At 63.6% G+C, this 21,824-nt stretch carries 18 protein-coding genes; 5 read left to right on the top strand and 13 right to left on the bottom strand.

All coding sequences use genetic code 11. The features are described 5' to 3' along the window. Positions 1-17: 17 nt before the first annotated feature. Positions 18-473 carry a phosphate-starvation-inducible protein PsiE gene (locus tag ACO056_RS10515; protein WP_421846440.1) on the top strand — a complete coding sequence of 152 codons (456 nt, stop codon included), beginning with the start codon at positions 18-20 and terminating at the stop codon, positions 471-473. Between the two features lie 72 nt (positions 474-545). Here the strand turns inward: ACO056_RS10515 and ACO056_RS10510 are convergent, their stop codons facing one another. The 3 genes from ACO056_RS10510 to ACO056_RS10500 form a co-directional block, all read right to left on the bottom strand. Continuing rightward, complete coding sequence (locus tag ACO056_RS10510) at positions 546-1,034, bottom strand: DUF3237 domain-containing protein (protein ID WP_421846438.1); 489 nt, start codon at positions 1,032-1,034, stop codon at positions 546-548. After that, positions 1,031-2,107: an NAD(P)H-dependent flavin oxidoreductase gene (locus ACO056_RS10505; protein ID WP_421846436.1), complete on the bottom strand. Its 1,077-nt coding sequence runs from the start codon at positions 2,105-2,107 to the stop codon at positions 1,031-1,033. The genes ACO056_RS10510 and ACO056_RS10505 overlap by 4 nt, the downstream gene beginning before the upstream one ends. Before the next feature lie 135 nt (positions 2,108-2,242). After that, a complete protein-coding gene (locus tag ACO056_RS10500) occupies positions 2,243-2,803 on the bottom strand; it encodes a VOC family protein (RefSeq protein WP_421846434.1) in 561 nt (186 codons plus the stop codon). Positions 2,804-2,897: 94 nt separating this feature from the next. Here ACO056_RS10500 and ACO056_RS10495 point away from each other — a divergent pair. Next, a protein-coding gene (locus ACO056_RS10495; RefSeq protein ID WP_421846432.1) for an IS3 family transposase occupies positions 2,898-4,048 on the top strand; the annotation gives its coding sequence in 2 pieces (ribosomal slippage) (positions 2,898-3,150 and positions 3,150-4,048; 1,152 coding nt in all). A gap of 159 nt (positions 4,049-4,207) precedes the next feature. Here the strand turns inward: ACO056_RS10495 and ACO056_RS10490 are convergent. The 8 genes from ACO056_RS10490 to ACO056_RS10455 form a co-directional block, all read right to left on the bottom strand. Then, positions 4,208-5,056: an enoyl-CoA hydratase/isomerase family protein gene (locus ACO056_RS10490; RefSeq protein ID WP_421846430.1), complete on the bottom strand. Its 849-nt coding sequence runs from the start codon at positions 5,054-5,056 to the stop codon at positions 4,208-4,210. 19 nt (positions 5,057-5,075) lie between these two features. Further along, the gene (locus tag ACO056_RS10485; protein WP_421846428.1) at positions 5,076-5,855 is read right to left on the bottom strand and encodes an SDR family NAD(P)-dependent oxidoreductase; all 780 of its coding nucleotides are present in this window, start codon (positions 5,853-5,855) and stop codon (positions 5,076-5,078) included. A gap of 196 nt (positions 5,856-6,051) precedes the next feature. After that, on the bottom strand, positions 6,052-8,154 hold the full coding sequence (locus ACO056_RS10480; protein WP_421846427.1) for a GH25 family lysozyme: 2,103 nt from the start codon (positions 8,152-8,154) through the stop codon (positions 6,052-6,054). Then, positions 8,151-9,227 carry a GH25 family lysozyme gene (locus tag ACO056_RS10475; protein WP_421846425.1) on the bottom strand — a complete coding sequence of 359 codons (1,077 nt, stop codon included), beginning with the start codon at positions 9,225-9,227 and terminating at the stop codon, positions 8,151-8,153. Before ACO056_RS10475 ends, ACO056_RS10480 begins: the two co-directional genes overlap by 4 nt. A gap of 617 nt (positions 9,228-9,844) precedes the next feature. After that, positions 9,845-10,675: a 23S rRNA (adenine(2030)-N(6))-methyltransferase RlmJ gene (locus tag ACO056_RS10470; RefSeq protein WP_421846423.1), complete on the bottom strand. Its 831-nt coding sequence runs from the start codon at positions 10,673-10,675 to the stop codon at positions 9,845-9,847. 168 nt (positions 10,676-10,843) lie between these two features. Beyond that, positions 10,844-12,847 (bottom strand): SPFH domain-containing protein, encoded by a 2,004-nt coding sequence (locus ACO056_RS10465; protein WP_421846421.1) that lies wholly within the window; start codon positions 12,845-12,847, stop codon positions 10,844-10,846. 120 nt (positions 12,848-12,967) lie between these two features. Beyond that, the gene (locus ACO056_RS10460) at positions 12,968-14,056 is read right to left on the bottom strand and encodes a M48 family metallopeptidase (protein WP_421846419.1); all 1,089 of its coding nucleotides are present in this window, start codon (positions 14,054-14,056) and stop codon (positions 12,968-12,970) included. Continuing rightward, positions 14,056-15,147 (bottom strand): YjgN family protein, encoded by a 1,092-nt coding sequence (locus ACO056_RS10455; RefSeq protein WP_421846417.1) that lies wholly within the window; start codon positions 15,145-15,147, stop codon positions 14,056-14,058. Before ACO056_RS10455 ends, ACO056_RS10460 begins: the two co-directional genes overlap by 1 nt. Positions 15,148-15,456: 309 nt before the next feature. On the opposite strand from ACO056_RS10455, the gene ACO056_RS10450 reads away from it, so the two are divergent. From ACO056_RS10450 to ACO056_RS10440, 3 genes are all read left to right on the top strand, one after another. Further along, complete coding sequence (locus ACO056_RS10450) at positions 15,457-15,849, top strand: hypothetical protein (protein ID WP_421846415.1); 393 nt, start codon at positions 15,457-15,459, stop codon at positions 15,847-15,849. A 92-nt stretch (positions 15,850-15,941) separates the two neighbouring features. Beyond that, positions 15,942-18,266: a TonB-dependent receptor gene (locus tag ACO056_RS10445; RefSeq protein WP_421846413.1), complete on the top strand. Its 2,325-nt coding sequence runs from the start codon at positions 15,942-15,944 to the stop codon at positions 18,264-18,266. A 2-nt stretch (positions 18,267-18,268) separates the two neighbouring features. Then, positions 18,269-19,687 (top strand): PepSY-associated TM helix domain-containing protein, encoded by a 1,419-nt coding sequence (locus tag ACO056_RS10440; RefSeq protein WP_421846411.1) that lies wholly within the window; start codon positions 18,269-18,271, stop codon positions 19,685-19,687. On the opposite strand, the gene ACO056_RS10435 is transcribed toward ACO056_RS10440, so the two are convergent. Together ACO056_RS10435 and ACO056_RS10430 are read right to left on the bottom strand one after the other, a co-directional pair. Beyond that, positions 19,662-20,138 (bottom strand): SDR family oxidoreductase, encoded by a 477-nt coding sequence (locus ACO056_RS10435; RefSeq protein ID WP_421846409.1) that lies wholly within the window; start codon positions 20,136-20,138, stop codon positions 19,662-19,664. The genes ACO056_RS10440 and ACO056_RS10435 overlap by 26 nt on opposite strands. Before the next feature lie 45 nt (positions 20,139-20,183). Continuing rightward, positions 20,184-21,821, bottom strand: coding sequence for a ShlB/FhaC/HecB family hemolysin secretion/activation protein (locus ACO056_RS10430; protein ID WP_421846407.1), 1,638 nt, complete (start codon positions 21,819-21,821; stop codon positions 20,184-20,186). Positions 21,822-21,824: the final 3 nt, after the last annotated feature.

The raw sequence follows: 21,824 nt of genomic DNA, 5'->3' as shown, positions 1-21,824 counted from the left end.
GTATAGTCCCGCTGACCATGGAGCAGCCGTCCACTCCCGAACCGCCAGCTGAAGGCAATCTGCCCGCCGAAAGCGATTACCGTCCGCCTGTCGGCAGGACTGAAAGCGCCATCGCCACGACCGGCTTTCACATGGTCGAACGGATCCTGCTCCTGCTCGTCGCGCTGATGACAGTAGGCGGCGCGATCGCGGAAATCATCGACATCTTCCAGACGCGGTCGATCACGCTGGCCGATATCCTGCTGATGTTTCTCTATACCGAAGTGATCGGCATGGTCAGCGTGTTCTACACCGGCAAGGGCGCGACCTTCATCTATCCCATCTTCATCGCGATCACCGCACTCGCGCGTCTGATCGTGCTGCAAAGCAAGAACATGGCGCCGGAGAACATCGTGTTCGAAGCCAGCGCGATCCTGCTGCTTGCGCTCGCCGCAGTGGTGATAACCCGCGTCAACCGGCCGGTGGATGATTGAGGCGGGATCGGCCACAACTTTCCCCGGGAAGCGCCGGAGGCAGTTGCGCAGGCCGCTATCAAGCTGTGACGCTCAAAGGATTTCGTGAAGGCTGTAGAGCGGCCCGGTCGGCAGGCGGTAGCCGATACCGATCGCGATCACGCGGTTGAGCCAGTCGTACTGCGCCGCCGAGGTCGTGAACCGCGCGGTGGTGCGGAAGTAATAGGCCTGCGGATCGACCGGTTCGCCCCGGGCCAGACTGGCCAGCACATCGGCAGGGCCGGTGCGGATGCCCTCGTAGGTCATGCCGATCGCCGCGCCATCGTCGGTGCGCAGGACAACCCGCGCATCGAGCAGGACGGTGCCATCCGCGCGGATGGTCTGCCAGTCAGAGCCCCCCGGCAGCACCGCGCCCGCCAGCCGCTCACCTGCAAAGCGGCCTGCCACCATGTCGCCCACGCGCTGGTCCGCCCCGCCCGGCGCGCCAAGGGCATGGCTGCGCTCCACGCCGACTTGCATGACGAACAGCGGCTGCGTCCTGACCGGGCCGAGCTCTGCCAGTGCCGTTTCAAAGGTGATCATGCCTCATCCCTTTCCGGCATCGCTTGCCCGAGTTCGGCTTCCAGCGTGCGGACCAGTTCGCCTGCCGACATGGTCCGCACCAAAGGCGCGCCCTGGCCCGCCCAATGCGCGCCATAGCCATGCTCCCCGCGCGCCTTGGCCGCAGCATTCAAGGCTTTGCCGAGATCGTAGGCGATGGGATAAGCGGGAACCTCGGCAGGAGCGTAGCTGCCATCCAGCGCCGCAATGCGATTGGGCAGGATCCGCGCGGGGCGTCCTGAGACCACCCGGGTCATCAAGGTGTGCCGACCTCCGCTCTCGGCCAGCACGGCGCGGTAGCCTGCATCGGCAAGGCTTTCGTCGATGGCAAGAAAGGCGGTGCCGAGCTGCGCGGCTGAAGCGCCAAGCGCCAGCGCGGCGGCGATGCCTTGCCCGTCCATGATGCCACCAGCGGCGATAACCGGCTTGTCGATGGTTGCGGTGATCAGGCGAACGAGCGCCATGGTCCCGAGCTTTTCATCCGGCGCGTCCGCATCGAACACGCCGCGATGACCGCCGGCTTCCCAACCTTGCGCGACCACCGCGTCGATACCCGCAGCTGCGACGGCTTGCGCTTCTGCCAGACTGGTCGCCGTGGCCAGCAAAACGATGCCCGCGCCGCGGAGCGCTGCGATGATTTCTGCCGAGGGCAAGCCGAAGTGAAAGCTCACCACCGCTGGCCGCTCGTCCAGCAGCAGGCGCAGCATCGCGTCATCGGCAAGAAAGCTGCGGTAGATTTCGCGCAGCGCCTGCGGCGGGGATGCCCCCCAGCCCTCGAACAACGGGGCAAACCGCTTGATCCACGCCGCTTCCCTTGCCGGATCGGCCACTGCCGGCGCGTGGCAGAACAGGTTTACGTTGAAGGGCCGGGCCGTGCGTGCCCGCACCGAGGCAATCAGTACGCGCGCCGCATCGGCATCGCCCGCGCCCACGGCAAGCGAGCCAAGGGCCCCTGCCTCGCAGACGGCCGCGGCCATCTCCGGGGACGATACCCCGGCCATTGGTGCCTGGATCAACGGCAGGCGGACCCCTAGCAGCGAAAGAAGGCGGTTCATTGGCAATCCAGCGCTCCGGCACACACGGCGAAGATATGCATCAATGGCAAGCAGACTGCCCACAGTCCACCCATCCCCGCATCCCGCCGTCAGCGTGCCAGAAAAGCGGCATCCTTCCCTGCCATGGCCGACAGCTTATTTCGGCAGTAGCGGCGCGCGCTGATAGGTCTTGATGTCCGTTGTCTCGATCGTCGGCGGAGTCCCGGCATGGCGGGCTTCATGCGCGCGCTTCCACACGCCGAACATGCCCATGATGTGGGGCGGATCCCCGTGGATTTCGGTGAAACCACCGTTCAACGCGCGGGTATCGAAGTAAGCGGCGTTCACCTCATCGGCATAGAGCTCGGTCGCAAGAGCGTAGCCCATGTCGAGCCAGCGCTGGCGTTCTGCGGCGAAGTCGGAGACGAGATAGGCGATGTGGTGGAAGCCTTCCTCGCCGTCCTTGTACATGTCGCGGTAGATCGAAGGCTGGTCGTCATGCTGCTCGATGAACTGGATCATCGTGTCGCCAAGATAGCCGAAGGCATAGGAAACGTCAGCCTCGACCGCGGTGCCGCGATAGGTGAAGTCCTCGCAGCGGTGATGGCGCGCCATGAAGAAAGGCCCGGCGCCGAACGCCCTCGCCCACTTTTCGGCCGCCGCGTCGATGCTTTTCACGAAGTAGGCGTATTGGAACAGCGGGTAGGACCGGGTCATGCGATCACTCCTTGATCAAGGGGGCTCGGGTGTGACGTGCTCCCCTGAAATGTGACCGCTTTTTGGTAGAGTCTGGCGCAAGGAGTCGGACGATATGAAGCGAAGCAGGTTCAACGAAGAGCAGATCATAGCGATCTTGAAGGAGCAGGAGGGCGGATTGCCGACGGCGGAGGTTTGCCGCCGCCACGGGATCAGCTCGGCGACGTTCTACAAGTGGAAGTCGAAGTTCGGCGGGCTGGAGGTGTCCGAGGCCCGGCGGTTGCGAACGCTCGAGGAGGAGAACTCCCGGCTGAAGAAGCTCTTGGCCGAGGCGATGCTCGACAATGCCGTGTTGAAGGATCTGGCATCAAAAAAATGGTAACGCCCGGCGCCAAGCGGGAAGCCGTCGCCCATGCCCGGGAGCATCACGGGGTGAGCGAGCGTCGGGCGTGTGCATTGGTTGGCGTGAGCCGCAGGGTGATCCGTTACGAGCCGACACGGCCGGATGACGGCACGCTGCGGCAACGGTTGCGCGAGCTGGCGGCGGAGCGTCGCCGGTTCGGCTATCGCCGCCTGGGCTATCTGCTGGCGCGGGAGGGCATCGCACCCAATCACAAGAAGCTGCTGCGCATCTACCGGGAGGAAGGGCTGCGCGTGCGCCGTCGTGGCGGGCGCAAGCGCGCTCTGGGCACACGCAGGCCAATGGTGTTGCCCGATGGCCCGAACCAGCGCTGGTCGCTCGACTTCGTCTCTGACAGCCTGATCTGCGGTCGGCGCTTCCGCATCCTGTGCGTGGTCGATGACTACACACGCGAGTGCCTGGCGCTGGTGGCCGATACATCACTGTCGGGTGCACGGGTGGCCCGGGAACTGACCGGCCTGATGGGCATCCGGGGGAAGCCGCATACGGTGGTCAGCGACAATGGCACCGAGCTGACCTCGTCGGCCATCCTGCGCTGGTCGCAGGAGCGCCGGGTCGAGTGGCACTACATCGCGCCGGGCAAGCCGATGCAGAACGGCTTCGTCGAGAGCTTCAACGGGCGCCTGCGCGACGAATGTCTCAACGAGACGCTGTTTACCTCGCTAGCTCATGCCCGGTTCGTGCTCGCTGCCTGGCGGCACGATTACAATACGGTCAGGCCACACTCCAAACTGGGCGGGAAGACCCCCGCCGAGATCGCCGGCCAACGTGTCTGGGGGCATGCCCCCAGACACGTTGCCATCCCCTCAAACACCCATCATGAAGGAGCGAGACTCTACCTCTGACTGGTAACAATCAGGGGAGCACGTCAGGTGCCCCAAGGCACACGAGATGCCTGCCGAACCTTACGCCCCATGCGGGCACTCTCAGACTAGCCAAAATGCGGATCACAGGCCCTCATTTAGCCGGGGTGCAGAGCGGCGATTGGCCAACCTGAGGCTGGATTATTTATCCGATCCTGACGTGCGGTAATCGCCGAATGACCCGTCGCGAGCATCAAGCGCCCCGCGCACGTCTCCGGCGCGGAAGCCGGCGAAGGTCTGCCGGGAGGCCTCCGTGGTCATCGCCAGAGCCTGCATTTCCGTGCCCGCCCGGATGGCGGACCGCAGCCCCATCGCTTCCATCGCCCGGTGCACCGATCGCTTGTTGATCTGCTGGACCTCGGGAGGGATCTTCGCGACCCGCTCAGCGATCTTGAGGACTTCGCTTTCAAGGTCTTCGGCCGGAAACGCCCGGTTGGCGAAGCCCACGCGCACCGCTTCCTGGGCAGAGAGCGCATCACCGGTCAGCATCTGCTCCATTGCGGAGCGGAAGCCGCACAGCCACGGATGGAACTGGGTATCGGGCGGGCTCATTCCGCGCACCGGCGGGTAGCCGATCTGGGCATCTTCGCTCAGGTAAACGAGGTCGCAGGCCGTCGCGAGTTCCGTCGCCCCGGCGAGGCACCATCCGTGAACTTGCGCGATGACAGGCTTTGCCAGATCCCAGATCCGGAACACCCCTTCAACGACGTGCCGCGGCCAGAAACCCGCGCCGCCTGCGGTATGATAGGGCGGCGGCTGGCGGCCGGCCTCCGGCGAAAGGTCATAGCCGGCAGAAAAGCATGAACCGGCCCCGCGCAAGACGATCACCCGAACGTCGGCGTCCCTGTCCGCATCCTCGAGCGCCGCGAACAGCTCCATCCTCAGCGCATTAGAAAGCGCGTTGCGCTTCTCCGGACGGTTGAGCGTCAACCGGCGGATGCCGGCTCGCGGCGTGTCGCTCAGCACCAACGACGAGGACGCATCTTCCATTTGGGCAGCTCCAGCACGGTCAGAAAATCGTGTACCCGCCATCGAGCACCAAGCTGTCTCCGGTGTGGAACCGCGATGCATCGGAGGCGAGGTAGACCGCAATCCCGCCGAAATCCTCAGGCTCGATCCACTGCCTGAACGGCACGCGGGAAATCACTTGCCGGTTGAACTTCTCGTTCGCTTGCGCGGCCTCGGTCATTTCGCTCACCGTCCAGCCCGGAAGAACCGCGTTGGCGCGCACGCCGTAGCGAGCAAACTCGACCGCTGTCGCACGGACCAGCGAACACAGTGCCCCCTTGGCCGCGCCATAGGCCTGATTGCGCGCCGCGCCGTGAATGGCCGAGGTCGACGAGATCGCGATCAGCGACCCGCCCGGATCGCCCGCTTCGGCGCGCGCCTGCATGTGCTTGCATGCCTCGCGCAATGTGAAGAATACGCCGTCGAGATTGACCGCCATGACCTTGCGCCATTGCTCGGTCGGAAACTCGGCAAACAAAGAACCACCGCCAACCCCGGCATTGGCAATCACCGTATCAACCCGGCCAAATTCGGCGACGGCCTTTTCCATGGCTGCGCGCACCGCATGCTCGTCCGAAACGTCCACGATCTCGCTGGCAATGCGCTGCCCGGCCGCCTCCAGCCTGCTCATGGCAGCAGCATTCTTCGCCGGGTTGGTTCCCCATATGATCACGGACGCCCCCGCCTGCGCAAGCGCCTCCGCCATGCCGAGGCCGATGCCGCCGTTCACTCCGGTCACGAGCGCTACTTTCCCGCCAAGGTCGAAGGGCTGGTAAGGCATTGCGAAGCTTCCTCATTCGGCACTCAGGAGGCGCCTTGGGAAGCAAACTCCTCCACAAGCCCGAGCTAGTCCACTTGTGCAAATTGCTAGGCCGCTGCCAATGGCGCAGTTGCCGCGCCATTGGCGGTCTCGGCAATCCTTACTGCCGTCAAGAGCACGCTGGATATGGCGTGATCGATCGCCCCGCCAAACTTGATCACTGAACCGCCTTCAGCGCCACGTTGTGACTTCCGCTGCGAAATGCGTCGTATTGCTGAGGCGTGCCAAAGAAGACCTCGCCGGTCGTCCTGGAGCCCACACCGGCAACATCGAGCGTCCCTGAATATTGCCACATTGTCCAAGGGTTGCGCCCTTGCAGTTTCATTCTCTCGCCGATTTTGCCCGGATCGCCATAGGCATTCAGCCAGATCATATAGCGGTCCGAACGGGCATCGGTCAGGACTGAGAGATTGTAGCTGTTGCCGAACAGGATGGGGACTTTGCCCCATTGTGTCTCGATCGATGCCGCCAGATCGAGAATCCGCTTCTGTGCTTCGGCCAGTGCCGCCACATGCGTTGCGCCCAGTTTCTGATAGCAGGCTAGTTGTTCAGTGCCGCGGGCCTGATCGGCGCTCGGCGTCACAAGTTCGATGCCGACAGGCAGGAGGCTTGGAACTGGCGGCGCCAATTGGCGCAGTTGGCTGACTTGCTCGGCTACCGTCTGGCAGAAGTTGAACTTCAGATAGACGCCGCGGTCGACGGGAATTGTGGCGGAGCTGGCCCAGTTCGCAGTGAAACGCGGATCGTGCCCTGCCCAGCCCAGGGCCCGCAGATAGACGAACCGGGGCAATGCGCTCGATTTGAACTTGCCCCAGTCGATTTTGCCGTCCGCCGAGGAAAAGTCATATCCCTTGATCGGGTAGATGGCCGGCAGCTTGAAGATCTTGATGTCGGGATGGCCCTTGATGCTGCTGATCGGGCCGAAGGGCAGCTGCTTTGCTTCAGGTTGTGCTGGCTTGACCGGCGGCGGGGCCGCAACCTCGGCAGCTTCGATATGCGAAATGGCCTGCGCCGGCATGACTACCGGGCTCGCCAGATGCGCGCTCGCAGTGTGCGTCAGGTGCGGGCTTGCGGTGTGCGTCAGGTGCGCAAACACGGGCTGCGGCGTGATACCGGCCGTCTCGACCACCGCGCCCGGTGCGAGCGGTATGAGGTATGGCCCCATACTGTCGGCAAGTTGTTCAGGCGCCGTGCTTACAAAGAAGAAGCCCCCCTGCGCCATGCCGGACTGCACGGGACCAAAAAATGGCGGACTCAATGACCGGAAGCCGGGATCAGAATGCTTCTGGACCGCGTTGATCTTGAAGAACGCACCCGACAGGTAATTGTACAAGGGCAGGCTGAGCGTCAGGATTTCCCGGGACTTTGTCGTCGTATTGCCGTCCGTAAGGTAATAGCTCGCGCTCGTCTTATCTGCATCGCCGTTGAGCACGCCGTTGATCACGAGATCAAAAAACAGGCTGCCGCGCTCCGGAATCAGTGCCTGCACCTCGTTCTTGGGCGAACCGGCAGTGATCATGAAGGAGCCCTGCCCGGTGGGTGTGGCCGCTGCGCCGGGGTTGCCATTGACGAAAAGATTGCCCCCGAAGCAGGCATTCACAAGCGTCAGCACATGGAAGTAATGCGAGGCAAGGTGCGAAACATTGCCGGTAAAATCGGTCATCTTGTACACGCCGCTCGAACCGTTGGGATCGGTCGCAGCATTGAGAATGAAGGCGGCGTCCACGTCCGGAGTCTGCGCGCGGCCATGCCCGCTATAGGCGATCAACAGCCGGGCTTTCGGCTGATCTCCATCGGGCCCGCGATAGTCGTTGCCGTGATTGACCAGATAGTCAGTCAGAAAGTAATTGATATTGTCGATGGAGGCGTCGGCGTTCCGCAGCATGATGATCTCGTCGAACTGCTGGCTCATCAAGAACGCCTGCAGGTTCGCCGCGTCCACTTTGGCTGCGGAAATGTCGTGGCCGGGCAGGCCCGGATATTCGTCGACGGCAATGACGAAGCCGATCGTTCGCGTATCCGAGGAATGGGTCACGCCAAGGAAATCACCAACTTCGGTGGGTAGCGGCCGATCGCTGTTGTCGTAATGCACGATGAACCGGCAATAACGCTCCTCTCGCGCGGGCGCGCCGTTGGGGCAGGTGCCGCTATAAGCCGGTGGCACCGGCTGCGCATGGGCGGCAGCCGGAGCGAGCAGCGCCAGGCACAGCCCAAGCACCGGTGAGACTATGCACCACAGCCGCCTCATGCCTGGCGTCATTGTGCGAACTCCCGCACGCCAAGCGTCTGATAGAGGGCGGGCAGCGATCCCTTGTAGATATTCGCATCGAAGCCATCAGTAAAACCGGTCGCCATCACTCCCTTTTCGGTGAACTGCCACAACGCCCATTTGGCCGTTCCAATCGAGCGAGGGTTTTCGCTGGCCCGCGAGGATTTGGAATAGTCCGCAAGCCAGATTGGCGACGCTTTCATCGTGGCCGAAAATGGCGTGCTCTTCATCTGCCCGCTCCACCACGCATTCGCCGTATAAATCATCGGTGTCCGGTGGAGCTGTTCCTTCACTTCAATCAGGAATGCATCGACGACCTTCACGATCTCCTGCGGAGTACGGCTGGCCCAGCGGTCTGGCGCGTTGGCGCTTGCCTTGTCCCATTCGAGGTCGACGACTGGCGGCATGTCCGTCGGCAGGAGCCCGCCATTGGCCATGACCACCTTGATGAAGGTGTCAGCCTGCCGTTTCCCCCATTTCACGGGGTCGCTATGGCAGTCACCGTGTTCGCAGGCGGACAGAAAGTGATAGGCGCCGCGATGGACCTGCTTGCCCGCAGGCAGCGCACCCGTGCGCTTCCAGAAGCCGGCAAACTTGCCATCAAGCCCCTCAGCGCCCTGAGTTGCCTTCATGTACAGGAACCGCACATTGCGGGCCTTGAGGAGCTCGATCGGGAAGGACGCGCTCGTATAGTGGCTGATATCCACGCCGAAGAACGAATTGACGCGCGGTTGACCAAGCATCGAATCATACTTGGTATCGCCCGGGAAGCGGAACGGGCCGTTGAGGTTGAAGCTCTGGATCGCCGCATCGGCACGCGCGACATTACCGCTCAGGCGGTCCACTGCCTGGATCTCTCCAAAGAGCTCCTGCCGGGACAGGTCGTCGGTCAATTCGGTCAGGCCAAGGGAGGCAGCGTCGGTAGGTGCCGTATCGGGCTCCTGCGCAACTGCCGGCAGCGCCGCGGCGGTAAGTGTAAATGCAGCCATCATTGTCAAACTGCGGATCCCGACTGACATTTCCATCTCCCTTGTGAAGTTTCTCGGGTCGTACATTGCGGCCATTCAGGCACTTATCGCCTGACCCATGTCTTGAATAAGTCCAAGCCTGCATCGGATTGAGGACACCGGGAATGAACATCATTCTCGTGACGACGACGACGGAGTTAGGTGGTTCGGTTCTCGAATGATCAAAGGGAGAGCGAAAATTCGCCGGACGCTCCCTTGGATCATTGCGACCACGCAATTGGCACCTGCCAACAGAACCGCGTTACGCGGCTGAAACGAATCAGCGTTGAGTGCGGTACGAGTATTCCGCGTTACGTGCCGATTGAATAGCCGTAATTTCATGATGCGATTAAGACTGAGCGTTAACCAGCAGCGCTACCGGCATGATTATTCCTGATATAAATCAGTGACATTGAGTGTAAATGCTGTCCTACCAGCAATACTATAACCGCAGTTAGCATCGCTGAAATATAATCGAAATCAGACTGGGCCAGCTTTTATCGCGCTTCAAATCTTCGAGAGTGCTCTGTCATCGCTGGCCGGCAAAGTCGTGCTTTAACCACAATTCAGCTTGCGAACGCTCAGTGGCATCGCCGATCAAGTTGCGGCTTCGCTACCAGAGCGATGCGCACACCTGCTGTGGCAGCTCCGCCGCTACCTGCGAGGAGGAAATGTCAGTCGCGCAACCAATGGGCGGTGATTTCGCCGCTATGCCCTTCCGGAGCCAGTGCGGCACGCAGGGCTTCCAGCAGAGGCGGCAGTGCCTGCGTGAAGGCGTAGGGCGGATTGACGAAAAAAAGGCCCGCGCCGTTATAAATGCCGGGCTGATCGGCATCGTACAGCCAATGCTCGACCCCCAGCATTTTCGGGATGCCAAGCGCCCGCAACTGCTCCTTCCACCGCGAGTGCGTGGCGCGGTCTTTCAGCGGATACCAGATCACCGTCACGCCATGCGCCCATTTGCGGTGAGCGGCGGCGAGCGTGGCAGTGATCCGGGCGCGTTCGTCCAGCTGCTCATATGGCGGGTCTACCACCACCACACCGCGCGGCGTTCGGGTCGGCAGCAGCGCCAGCCAAAACTCGTAGGCATCGCGCTCATGCACCGCAGCGGGTGTGCCACGCATCGCGCCCCGCAAGGCAGAGGCGTCCTCGGGATGCTTTTCGTTGAGGATCAGGAAATCATGCGGGCGCAGAAGCTGCGCGAGAATTCGAGGGGAGCCCGGGTAGAAGCGCGGCTCATCCGCGGCATTCACTGCCTGAACTGCAGCGCGGTAGTCGTTGAGCAAGGGATTGGAGTCAGCAAACGCCTGCAGCACGCCCTGCGTGGACTCGCCCGTCCGCTGGGCCTCCTCGCCGCCAAGGTCATAAAGACCGCAACCGGCATGGGTGTCGATCAGGGTCAGCGCGCCCTGCTTCTGCTGCAAGGCCCGCACGAGCGCGATCAGCAGGCTGTGCTTCACGACGTCGGCGCTATTGCCCGCATGGAAGGAATGGCGATAATTCATTGCGACTTAAAATCCTGAAGATCTGCTCTTGAACGAGCTTCGGGGCACGGAAGCCGAGCGTGGTCAACACCCCGCAGCGCCTCGCAGACCGCTGCATCTATACCGCGCGAAAAAAGAGGGCCCGGATGCAGCGCAAGGCTGGCACCCGGGCCTCATCGCGAGACAGTGTTACGCGTCCGCCTTCGTCCCGGCCTTATCGGACGGCACCAGCGTTTCGGCACGCTCTGCGACGAGCATGGCCATCAGGGTCTGGAGCAGCGGGCCGCCCATCGCGGATGGATCGGACCCGCTGCCCCCGCCGGTCGAGACCTGGATACGCGGGACGATGTCGACACCCGACTTCTCGAGAGCTTCAGCAAAACGTTCGGCAATCTGGCGGGTGAGCTGATAGCGCGCACCGCCGGAGGCAGCCGCCTGCTTCTCGATCGCCTCTGCCTGCGCGAGTCCGACCTTGGTGACCTTTTCCGCCTCGGCAGAGGCCAGAGCGACAACCTTCTTCGCCTCGCCTTCGCCCAGCAGCTGGATGCGGTCCGCCTCGGCCTGCGCAAGCGTGCGGGTCTGTGCGGCTTCCTGTTGTGAGCGGGCGAGGTTGGCCTTGCCCTGGTTCTCCTGCACCTGAATGGAAAGGACGGATTCGGTGATTGCAGTCTGCTGCTTGGCTTGCGCCTCGGCCTCGCGCAATTCGCGCTCCTTCTGGGCCGCGATGACCTGGCGCTCGTAAGTGCCCACCTTCTCGTCGGCCAGCTGGCGCTGGCGCAGCTGCTGGAGAATCTGCTCGATCTGGTCATTGCCCTGCGCGGCGCGCGGGGTGCCGATCAGCACTTCCTGCAGTTCGAGATTGTAGGCGGCGAACTTGCTGCGCATCTCGGTGCCCGAAAGCTCCTGGATGTCGCTGCGCTCCTGCAGCAGCTCGATCAGGGTGCGCTTCTGGGCGATGTTCTTGAAGTAGGCCGAAACCATCGGATCGAGCGTCTGTTCGACAAGACGCTTGATATCGCCGAAGCGCTGCACGACGAGCGGCGCCTTGCGGTAGTCGATATGGACGACGACCGAGAGGGGGAGGATCGGCTCGAACGCGTCCTTGGTGATGAGCGAGACTTCCGAAAGGTTCTCGTCGAACTTGTGCGGACCGACGTTGGACTGGTCCCACTTCAGGATGAAGTTGGTGGTGGGGACCATCAGAATGCCGGCGGCATACGTGTTGAACGCGTACTTGCCGGGCAGCAGGGGTTCGCTCCACACGCCGCGATTGCCGCGGGCGACGAGCTCGCCGTGGCGGTATTCCGAGCCCGAGGTATCGGCTCCGGCTTCCCCGGTATAGGAGATCACGACGCCGACATGGCCGACCTCGACAATCGTCTTGCGGACCTTCTCGACCGTGGCGAAGAGGCGGTTGATGAAATAGCTGCCCTCGACAAGCACCTGCAGCTGGCGGCCACGGCAGCCACCGGCGGCGATGAACTTCTCCGGATCCTGGAAGCTGTTGTGGAAGGTCGCCGCATTGTGCGGATCGGCACCCACGGAAGGGGCGATGATCTGGTCCGAGGGAAGCGCGGGGCCATCGTGGACAGTGACAATGCCGATGACATCATCCGCATCCTTGATCACGACAGCGTCGAAGCCCGAGCGGCTCTGGATCACGTTGGCCATTTCCGTGAACAACGCGGCGTCGGCTGCTTCCATCAACAGGCCGTAGATGCGCTCGCGCGTGATGATCACGAACTGGGCGAGATTAATCGCATACGTGCCTTCACGCAGGATCGCGCGCTGCGGGCCCTTCTGCCCGCCAGAGGTGAGGAAGGCGCGCACATCGAGGAAATCGCCGGCAGTGATATTGCTGGCGAGCGTTTGCGTGGGGCCCAGCGGCTGGCCGTCGCGGGCGAAGACATAGCCGATCTGCCCTTGCGGGATGGTCACCAGCGACTGGATGTGCACCCGGTACTGGAACGGCACGAAGAAGTGAAAGCCGCCGCGCAGCACTTCAGGCTGAAAGCCTGCTTCGCCGCCGAGCGCGATGAGGCCGCCGGTGATCGAGCCGCTGCCGCTCCAGAGCTTTTCGACGATGGCGACCCTGTTGTTGCCGACGTAGCGGATGACGCCGGAAACCCAGATCAGGAAAATGAAAGCAAGAAGCGCTGCGGCACATGCCGCATACCAGAACAATTCGTCCATGTTACACCCCGGTGCCGCCGCATGATCGCGCGGCCGGGATCATTCTAGACCCGGCAGGGGCGACCTTCCAGCGGAACCGGTCATCGGGGCTACGCATTTCCGACCGCAGTGGCGAAATGGCTAGAGCGGCTTGGCGCCCCGATCCTTGGCACAAGCGAGCTGGATGGCGCGAAAGCCAGCTGCATCCAAGGCGGGACGGTACGCAATGTTGCGGCGATACGCTTCGCGAAAAGCAGCGCCCCGCGCAGCAGGATCGGGATGGCTGTTGAGGTAGGCGGCCGTAGCCAGGCCCTCGCTCCTGTCCTGTTCGGCAAGCGTCTCGAAGAACCGCGCGGTAGGCATGGGTGAGATGGCGGCGGCGGAGAGGCGGGTGCGGGCGAACTGGTCCGCCTCGGTCTCCGCCTCGCGCGAATAGCGCAGCGTGGCCATTCGGCCGAGCGTGTTGGTCACCCCGGACTTGAGGCCGCTGAGCACCATCGAGATCCCGAATTCGCGCAGCATGGCCTGCATGACGTGGCGCTTGCGGACGTGCCCGATCTCGTGCCCGATGACGCCGGCAAGTGCGTCAGGGGAATCGAGCCCTTCGGCGAGACCATCGAAGAGCAGCACGTGCCCGCCCGGAAGAGCAACGGCGTTGGCGATATCGGCCTTGATCAGCTCGATCCTGATGGTGGCCTGATCACCGCCGGAGGGAGCCTCATCGAGCTCTGCCACGAGCGCCGCGAGCGCGGCATCGCTTTCGGGCGTGTGGCAGGTGTTGGCAGCGAGATCCTTGAGGCCATCGTCGCTCATTCCGGTTTCCCAGGATACCGGCAGACGTTGGCCGAGCCAATTGGGCGTATTGACCGCAACGTAGGCAACCCCGCTACTGATGAGCGCAAAGACCAGCAGCATCGGGAAGAAGCCGAACCGGTCAATCCAGCGGCCATAGCGCGGCGGGGCCGGCAGGCGCGCCAGAAGCGCCGGCGGAGCATCGGCAGGAACGATGAGGCGCCACCCCGGCCGGTCGCTGCGACCAAGCCGGATGCCTTCGGGCAAGATATCGATCGCAGTGAGGCTGATCCAGGGAACGTGGTCGGCCAGATCCGCGCCAGTGAGCGCAAGACCTTCCCTATCCACCTCAGCGGTAACGAGGTGGCGGTTGGCGGTGAAACCGTCATAGAGCCAGGCGGCGACGGCCTCGGTACCCGCGTCGATCTCGGCGGTCATCAAAGAGCCCCCATATCGAAAGCATCCAGCAGGCCTTCGCCCTGCCGGGGTGCCGGTGTGGTCGATTGCGTCATTGCATCGGTTTCAATTCCGCCATCGGTTTGCACATGGCGCAAGTAGAAGACCCAGTGCCGATAGCTGATGAAAATGGATCCGATCCCCAGCGTGAAAACCACCAGCAGCACGTCGACGAGATATAACTCCATCCAGTCGAGCGCGCCGGCGTTGAAACGGAAGTTGACCTCGCCGAGCGTCGTGCTGCCGACCATCTGGCGGAAGAAGCTGGCGTAGTAGGCCAGCGTGATCAGCGAGAACAGCAGGATCAGGCCAAAGAGCGCGGGCAGACGGATCAACACCCATTCGAGCGGGCTGCGTGGTTCATAGCCGAACAGAGTGAGCGTCGCACCCGACCGCAGTGCGAACAGGACAAGGCCGGTGACCACGATCGGCGCGATGTAACACCAGAGATAGGGCAGCCACAGCCCGCGCACCCTGCCTCGCGCGACGAACGGGTAGGGTCCGAAACTCATGGCATTCCAGCGCTGGTTCCACAGGCTGGCCATGGCCCAGGGAAACAGCACCCCGAGGGGAAGCAGGCCGAGGAGATTCTTCCAGGTATAGGCAAGGCCAAACGCAATGCCCTGATCGTGACTGCCCCCGCGAATGCCGCGCCAGGTGGTGCGTGAGAGCCGGTAGCGCAGGCCCCGGAAGATGGCGGTGCCGGCCAGTGTGTAGAAGAGGAGCAAGACGACAAGCGAAAGGATCTGGCCCGGGACCGTATAGTCATGGGTCATCAGATACCGGATCAGCAGGTTTGCCATCGCGAGCGGCAGCAGTACCAGCAACAAGGCCATGACCGCGCTGCGGAACAATTCCTGCCCAGTGCCCGACCATTCAAGGCGATCTCCCATGATCGCGGTGCGCGACCACAAGTAGCGGCGTACCCGCGTCGTCGCCCAGAACCGGTAGAGGCCGAGAGTGGCAATCGTGAGCAGCAGATTGACGAAGGCGATCCCCGCAAACTCGCGCAAGGTCCCATCAAAGACGAAATCGCCGACGAAATCTTTCCCCGCTCCGGACTCGTCAGCCATGCAGTGATCCCGATCCCCCGCCCCACGCACCTTGGTTGCAGCTTGATGCGCGGTTGACAAGCGCCCGGCACGCCGAAACGGACCATGGCAGCAGGTCCGTGAGGCGGGCGCTGCGGCACACGAGGCAAGGCTGGGCGAGCTTGCTCAAAAAAACTCCGGTGCCGACCAAGTCTCCGAGCTATTACAAAGCCTTCGACAAGGACACAGTCCACCTAGTCGATATCCGCCAGGCCGCGATCGCAGAGACAACCGAACCTTCCGGTATCCAAACAGGGTGACAGACTGGCGCTGTACGCCTATGACTTTCCTATGGGGGCTCTTCGCGCATTTCTCCGCGACCACTTCCGGCTGGCCATGGCGCTGGTCGCGTTAGCGCTCGTGATCAAGGCCCTGGTGCCCACCGGATACATGATTGGCACCCAGGAAAAGGCGCTGACGATCCTCATTTGCGGTGACGTCTCTGGCGACCATCTGACCAAGCAGATCACGATTCCCGGAAAGGCCGAGGGCAAGGCCAGGACCAGCGCGGCCTGCCCTTACGCCTCGCTTTCCTTTGCCTCGCTCGATGCAGGGCTTCCCGCATTCGTTGCTCTGGCGATCGCGTTCCTGCTCCTGCTCGGATTTGCGCCCGTACGCACACCGATCCTTGCAGGCTTTACCCACGCCCGCCCGCCACTACGCGGACCACCGGCGCTGATCTGACAGATTGAGCGGCCTCGCCCCTGAGCGAGGCCCCCTGACAGATCGCCCCGCGCCCGTTGAGGCGCATGTGGGCCATGCCGGATACCCGTTTCATGAAGACATCCCTGATTGCGCTCAGCCTTGCGCTGAGCTTCTCCGCGTCCGCACGGGCGCAGGACACCAGCACCCCCGACACCGAAGCGCCGCAATCCTCGATCCTCGTCGTCGGCCAGCGCGATGCTCCGATCGAGATCGCGCCTCGTGGGCTCACTGTCAGCCTGGGCGCCGAGCAACTCGAGGCCGTGAACGCCTTCAACACCGAAGACCTGATCAAGTACGCGCCCGACTTCTTCGTGCGCAAACGCTATGCCGGTGACAGCAACGGCGTCCCCGGATTTCGGGGCACGCACTCGACACAGAGCGCGCGCACGCTGGTGATGGTCGACGGCTTCGTCGTCTCTAATTTCCTCGGCAACAGCTTCTCGTTTGCGCCCAAGTGGGGCGTGGTCGGCCCGGGCGAGGTCAAGCAGTTCGATGTGGTCTACGGCCCTTACTCGTCGCGCTACATCGGCAATTCGATGGGCGGCATTGTCAACATCACAACGCGCGATCCGGAGCGGACAGAGGCTTTTGCGACCGTGCAGGGCTTCGTCCAGCCTTACCGCCAGTTCGCGACGCACGATGACTACTACGGGTTCTCGGCCGAGGCCGGTATCGGCCTCAAGCAGAAGGCCGGCCCCTGGTCGCTGCGCCTGACGGGCCGCTATTTCCGCAACACCGGGCAGCCGATGACTTTCCTCGGCCTTGTGCCGGCCAAGGGCTCAGGCGGAACACCGGTCACCGGAGCAATCGTGGATCCCGAACACGTTCGTGCTACCGCCGCAGGAACGGGCATCCCCGGCGCGCCGGGCAACGCCACAAATCCCTATTTCGCGGCACAATCGCCGGCAAAGATCACGCAGGAGCAGGCCAAGCTCAAGATCGGCTACGATGACGGCCAAGTGACCGGCCAGTTCCTCTTCGCCTTCTGGCACAACGAGGACAGCCAGACCGCGCCGGACTGCTACTTGCGCGATGCGGCAGGCAATGCCGTTTGCGAAGGGCGCGTGAGCATTGGCGGGCAGAGCTACACCGCCTCGGGCGCCAACTGGTCGCGGACGCTGCGTGACGAGTACCTTGCCGGGCTCAAGCTCGCCGCGCCCATCGGGGATAACACCACCGCGCGCCTCGCCATCTCGACCTATCAGGTCCCGCGCACCGACGTTTTCACCTCGAACGGCTATCTCGCAGGCCAGAACCGCGGCAGCGGCACTCTGGCGGCGCAAGGCCCGACCGGCTGGTGGACTGGCGATCTCACGCTGGAAAACAAGACAAGCCGCCGCGCCCTCGCGCTGGGAGTTACCGCCAATGCCTATCGCACCGATCAGACCCGCTCCAATCTGGCCGACTGGTCCAGTGCTGCGGGCAAGACCTTCGCCTCACGCACCTTCGGCAAGACCCGGCAGCTCTCGGCCTGGGGCGAGGCGCAAGTGTTCCTCGATCCGCTCACCGTCACGCTCGGTGCCCGGTATGACAACTGGCGCGCGTATGATGGTGGGCTGGCGCGGCTCGGCACGGGGCCGCTGGCGGGCCAGCCTGTCGCCAATGCCTATGCCGCGCGCAGCAGCGACGGGGTGAATGGCAGCCTGTCGTTCGAGTACCGCCTCGGCGATGGAACCTCGCTGCAGCTCAGCCTCGCCATGGCCACGCGCTACCCTACCGTGGGCGAACTGTTCCAGGGCAGCCTCAACGGCGACGGCAGCTTCAATCCCGACAGCTTCGATCCCGCGCTGAAGCCGGAGCGCAGCAAGGATGCCAACCTCGTTGTCGCACACGATTTTGGCTGGGTGAAGCTCACTGGTTCGGCCTTTTTCCAGCGCGTGAACGACACCATCTTCTCTTTCGTCGGCTTCAACCAGAACGGGGTGACGACCTCCTCGTTCAAGAACATCGATCTCACCCGCCAGTTCGGCTTCGAAGGCATTGCCGAGACGCACAATTGGCCGGTCGAGGGCATGAACATCGATTTCAACGCGGCCTACATCGATTCCAGGACCTTGCGGAATGCCGCCGCATCGGCGGCAGAAGGCGTGCAATTCCCGCGCATTCCCAAATGGCGGGTCAACGCCAACCTCCGCTACGACCTGACGCGCACGCTGCAAGGCTCGCTCGGGCTGCGCTACGCCAGCCGCCCCAATACGGATCTCTTCGGCCAGCAGCGCGGCGACACGTTCGGCTTCACCTCCGAGCTCTTCGCACTGGATCTACGGCTAAACTGGCAACTGACCGAACAACTGCGTGTTTCGGCAGGCGTCGACAATCTCACCAACGACCGCGCGTGGGTATTCCACCCCTATCCCCAGCGCACGTTCCTGCTCGAAGCCGGTTGGAGACTATGACGATGGACCGTACGCTTCTCTATCGCACGATCTGGCGCTGGCATTTCTATGCCGGGCTGTTCGTGATGCCGATGGTGATGGTGCTCGCGCTCACGGGCGCAGCCTATCTGTTCAAGCCGCAAGTCGATGCCTGGGAGGAGCGCGCATGGCGAGGCCTCGCGGTGACCGGGACTGTTTCCGCCGATCAGCAGGTCAAGGCCGCGATCGCCGCCTTCCCCGGCAGCAGTTTCAGCTCCTACCGCCTGCCGGAAGCGGAGCACGATGCGGCACTCGTCCACCTTGCCTTACCGGGCAAGGCCATGCGCGATGTCTTCGTCTCGCCCGATGGCAGAGTGCTCGGCACGCTCGATCCGGAGTGGCGGATCATGCAGGTGGCGCACGATATTCACGGGCAGCTCATGCTCGGCAAGCGCGGCAGCTGGCTGGTCGAACTCGCGGCCAGCTGGGCCATCGTGATGATCCTGACCGGGCTCTACCTGTGGTGGCCGGCGGGGCGCGGATTGGCCGGGGTGGTCTGGCCACGGCTTGGCGGCGGGCGAAAGGTGATGTGGCGCGATCTCCATGCGGTAACGGGCTTCTGGGTTTCTGGGCTCGCCCTGGTGCTGCTCGTAACCGGGCTGCCCTGGGCCGATGTCTGGGGAAGCGCTTTCAAGGCGGTGCGGACCGAACTGGGCTGGGTAAAGGGCAAGCAGGACTGGACCATCGGCGGCGCGCCGGCGGACGGCGACGAGCACGCCGAACACCAGCACGGCGCAATGGCCATGGCGACCTCGCCCATGCCGATGGGCACCCACCGCATGCCGGACGGGACGCTGATGGCAATGTCAGGCGTCTCGCTCAGCGAAATCGTCGCCGAGGCAAAGGGCCGCCATCTCCCCTTCCCGGTAATCGTGACGCCGCCCGGTACCGCGCCGGGTTCCGGAGGCAGGGCAATGAGCCAATGGTCGGTCCGTTCCGACACGCAGAACCGGCCCTTGCGCGTCTCCTACACCTTCGATCCGATGACGGGCCGCGAGACCAGCCACGAGGACTTTGCAGACAAGCATGTGATAGACCGCGTCGTTGGCTACGGCGTCGCCTGGCACGAGGGGCAGCTGTTTGGCCTCGTCAACCAGCTGATCGGTGTCGTCACCGCGCTGATGCTTGTGACACTCTCGGTCACCGGCTTCATCCTGTGGCGCAGGCGCAAACCGTCAGACCGGCTCGGCGCCCCCGCGCCGACCGCCATGCCCCCGCGCATGGGCGGCGTAGTGCTGATCGTTCTGGCACTTGCTGCGCTGCTGCCGATGCTGGCGATCTCGATGGCGGCGATGGTCCTGATCGAGTTTACGCTCCTGCGGCGATTACCCCGGATCGCGCGCTGGCTTGGACTGCCCGCAACCAATGGCCCGAAGGTCAGGCCGTCTCCCCATTATCGATGACCAGCGACGCCCCGTTGACATGGCGCGCCTCGTCCGAGGCCAGGTAGAGGACCATGTTGGCCACGTCAGAGGGCTGGCCCTGACCGTGGACTTCCAGTTCCTCGAAGCTCGGGCTGTCCTCGGGCATCTCCGAGAGCGCGCGCATGGTCATCGGGGTGCGGATCGAACCGGCCACGATCGTGTTGCAGCGGATGCCGTTGCCTTGCTCGCGGCAATAGACCGCAACGCAGCGCGTCAGGGCGTGGATGGCGCCCTTGGCAGCGCAATAGCCGGGAATCTGGCTGACGCCCTTTATCCCGGCAATCGATCCCATGTTGATGATTGAGCCGCCGCCGCCAGCTTTCATCAGCGGGATCGCGGTATGGCACCCGAGGAATGTGCCCTCGGACATGGCCGAATTCACGAATCGAAAACTTTCGAGCGTGCACTCCTCGATCGACCCGAAGTTCACCGCTCTGGTGCAATCCCCTGACGGTACCCAGTTTGGCCAAAGCGCCTAGAAACGCGCCGAGACCGAGAGGTATCCCCGCCTTGGCATCACGCCGGGTCCGGAATGATCAACCGCCAAGGCATATTGTCCGCGAATGCTGATGCGGTTGTTGAGCGAAAAGGTGAGCGAGGTGCCGATATCGGTCGCGCGTTCGGCTGGCTGACCAGCGGCATAAGCTTCAGCGTGATCGAGGAAAAACCCGACATCGATCGCGCAACGTCCGATCGGCTGCGCGTGTCCTGTTTCCAGAGCCACGGTAAACCCGCTGTCCCCCGCCGCGGTGCCCGGATCGAGCGCGCGGGCCGAGCGTGCGCCGCCGATCTGGTATTGAAGCAGGCCGGGCAGCGCCCCCGCTCCGGTCCACTGGCCATCGCCGCGGAAGCGGATGTAGTTGCCGTGGCTTCCCACGGGGCGGCTGAGCTGCAAATCCCCGCGCAGGATGAGCGGTTCGACCACGCTGCCCGAGACCCGTTCCTCGACGTGACTGAAATTGGCCTCGATATGGCCCGAGCCGACGAGGTGGGGCGTGAAGATATCGAACAAGAGCGCGGCTCCGGCCGTCGTTACCTGGTTGTCGACCACTCGTTCGCCGCTGATGCGGGTGTCGGACTGGGTGAAGCTCAAGGTGGTATCGAGATGGAGCGCAAAGCTGTTGCGATTGGCCAGGGCAAACGCGAGGTCGCCGCTGACGGTGTTTGAGCGGCCGGCAATCGAGAGCGGATTGGAAGTGCTCTGCCGGATGGTCGTTTCGCCGTAAGAGGCGGCGAGGCCGAAGCGCGTGCCTGTACCAATCGGAGCAGACCACGCCCCGGAAACGGACTTCACACCCGGCGAGCGCACCGCAACGAGCGAAGCCCGGTCAGCCGTGCCCAGCACGCGGTACGCCCGGATGATCGCGCCTTCCTCCCACATGCCGGTCGAGCGGTAGCCGTTGTTGTCGGCAAACACCTCAAGGCCAAGCCGGGGCGGTTCGATCAGCTGCAGCTCGAGATCCGTCTGGCCAAGGCCCTGGCCTGCTGTCAGCCCAGCGCGCAGGTGGCCATCGTTTTCGCGGTTGAACTGGCGCAGCCGCGCCTCGAGATCGCGCGGATCGGCAAGATCGCCCGGTCGCAGCGCAATCACCCCGCGCACCCGGCGCTGGCTGCGCGCACTGCCGCCAGTGACCGTAATAGCGCCGAGCCGTCCTTCGACGAGGCGGATCTTCACGATCCCGCCCTCGACTGCTTGCGGAGCGAGGACCGCACGCGCTGTGGCGAGGCCCCGCGCCGTATAAAGCGCATTGATCCGCGCAACGAGCGCCTGAAGCTCATCGATCCCGACTTCGCGCCCCTCCAGCGGACGTGCGAGCGCGGCGAGCGTGTCCGGGCCGAAATAGTGGCTCTGATCGAACTGGATGGTCTTGAGCGCAAAGCGCAGGGAGGTGCGGGTGCTGGGCTCTGCGGGGGGCGCGGCATCCACGCTGACGCTCGGCTGCGGAGGGGCGACCGGGCGATCAAGCTCGAACTGGCGCCTGAGGCTCTCGTTGATCAGGCCTGGATCGACACCGGGGGCAAGCACCGGAGCCGCCGCCCGCACGTTTTCCGGGAGCGGAGCGAGGGCGATGAGAACAATGGCCGCAAAAGCGCAGCTAGGACGGAAAGGCATGAG

Origin of the sequence: Novosphingobium sp. (assembly GCF_965228995.1) — a bacterium.
Classification (GTDB): Bacteria; Pseudomonadota; Alphaproteobacteria; order Sphingomonadales; family Sphingomonadaceae; genus Novosphingobium.
The sequence above is the reverse complement of the archived record's forward strand: the minus strand, read 5'-3'. Positions and strand labels throughout refer to the sequence as shown.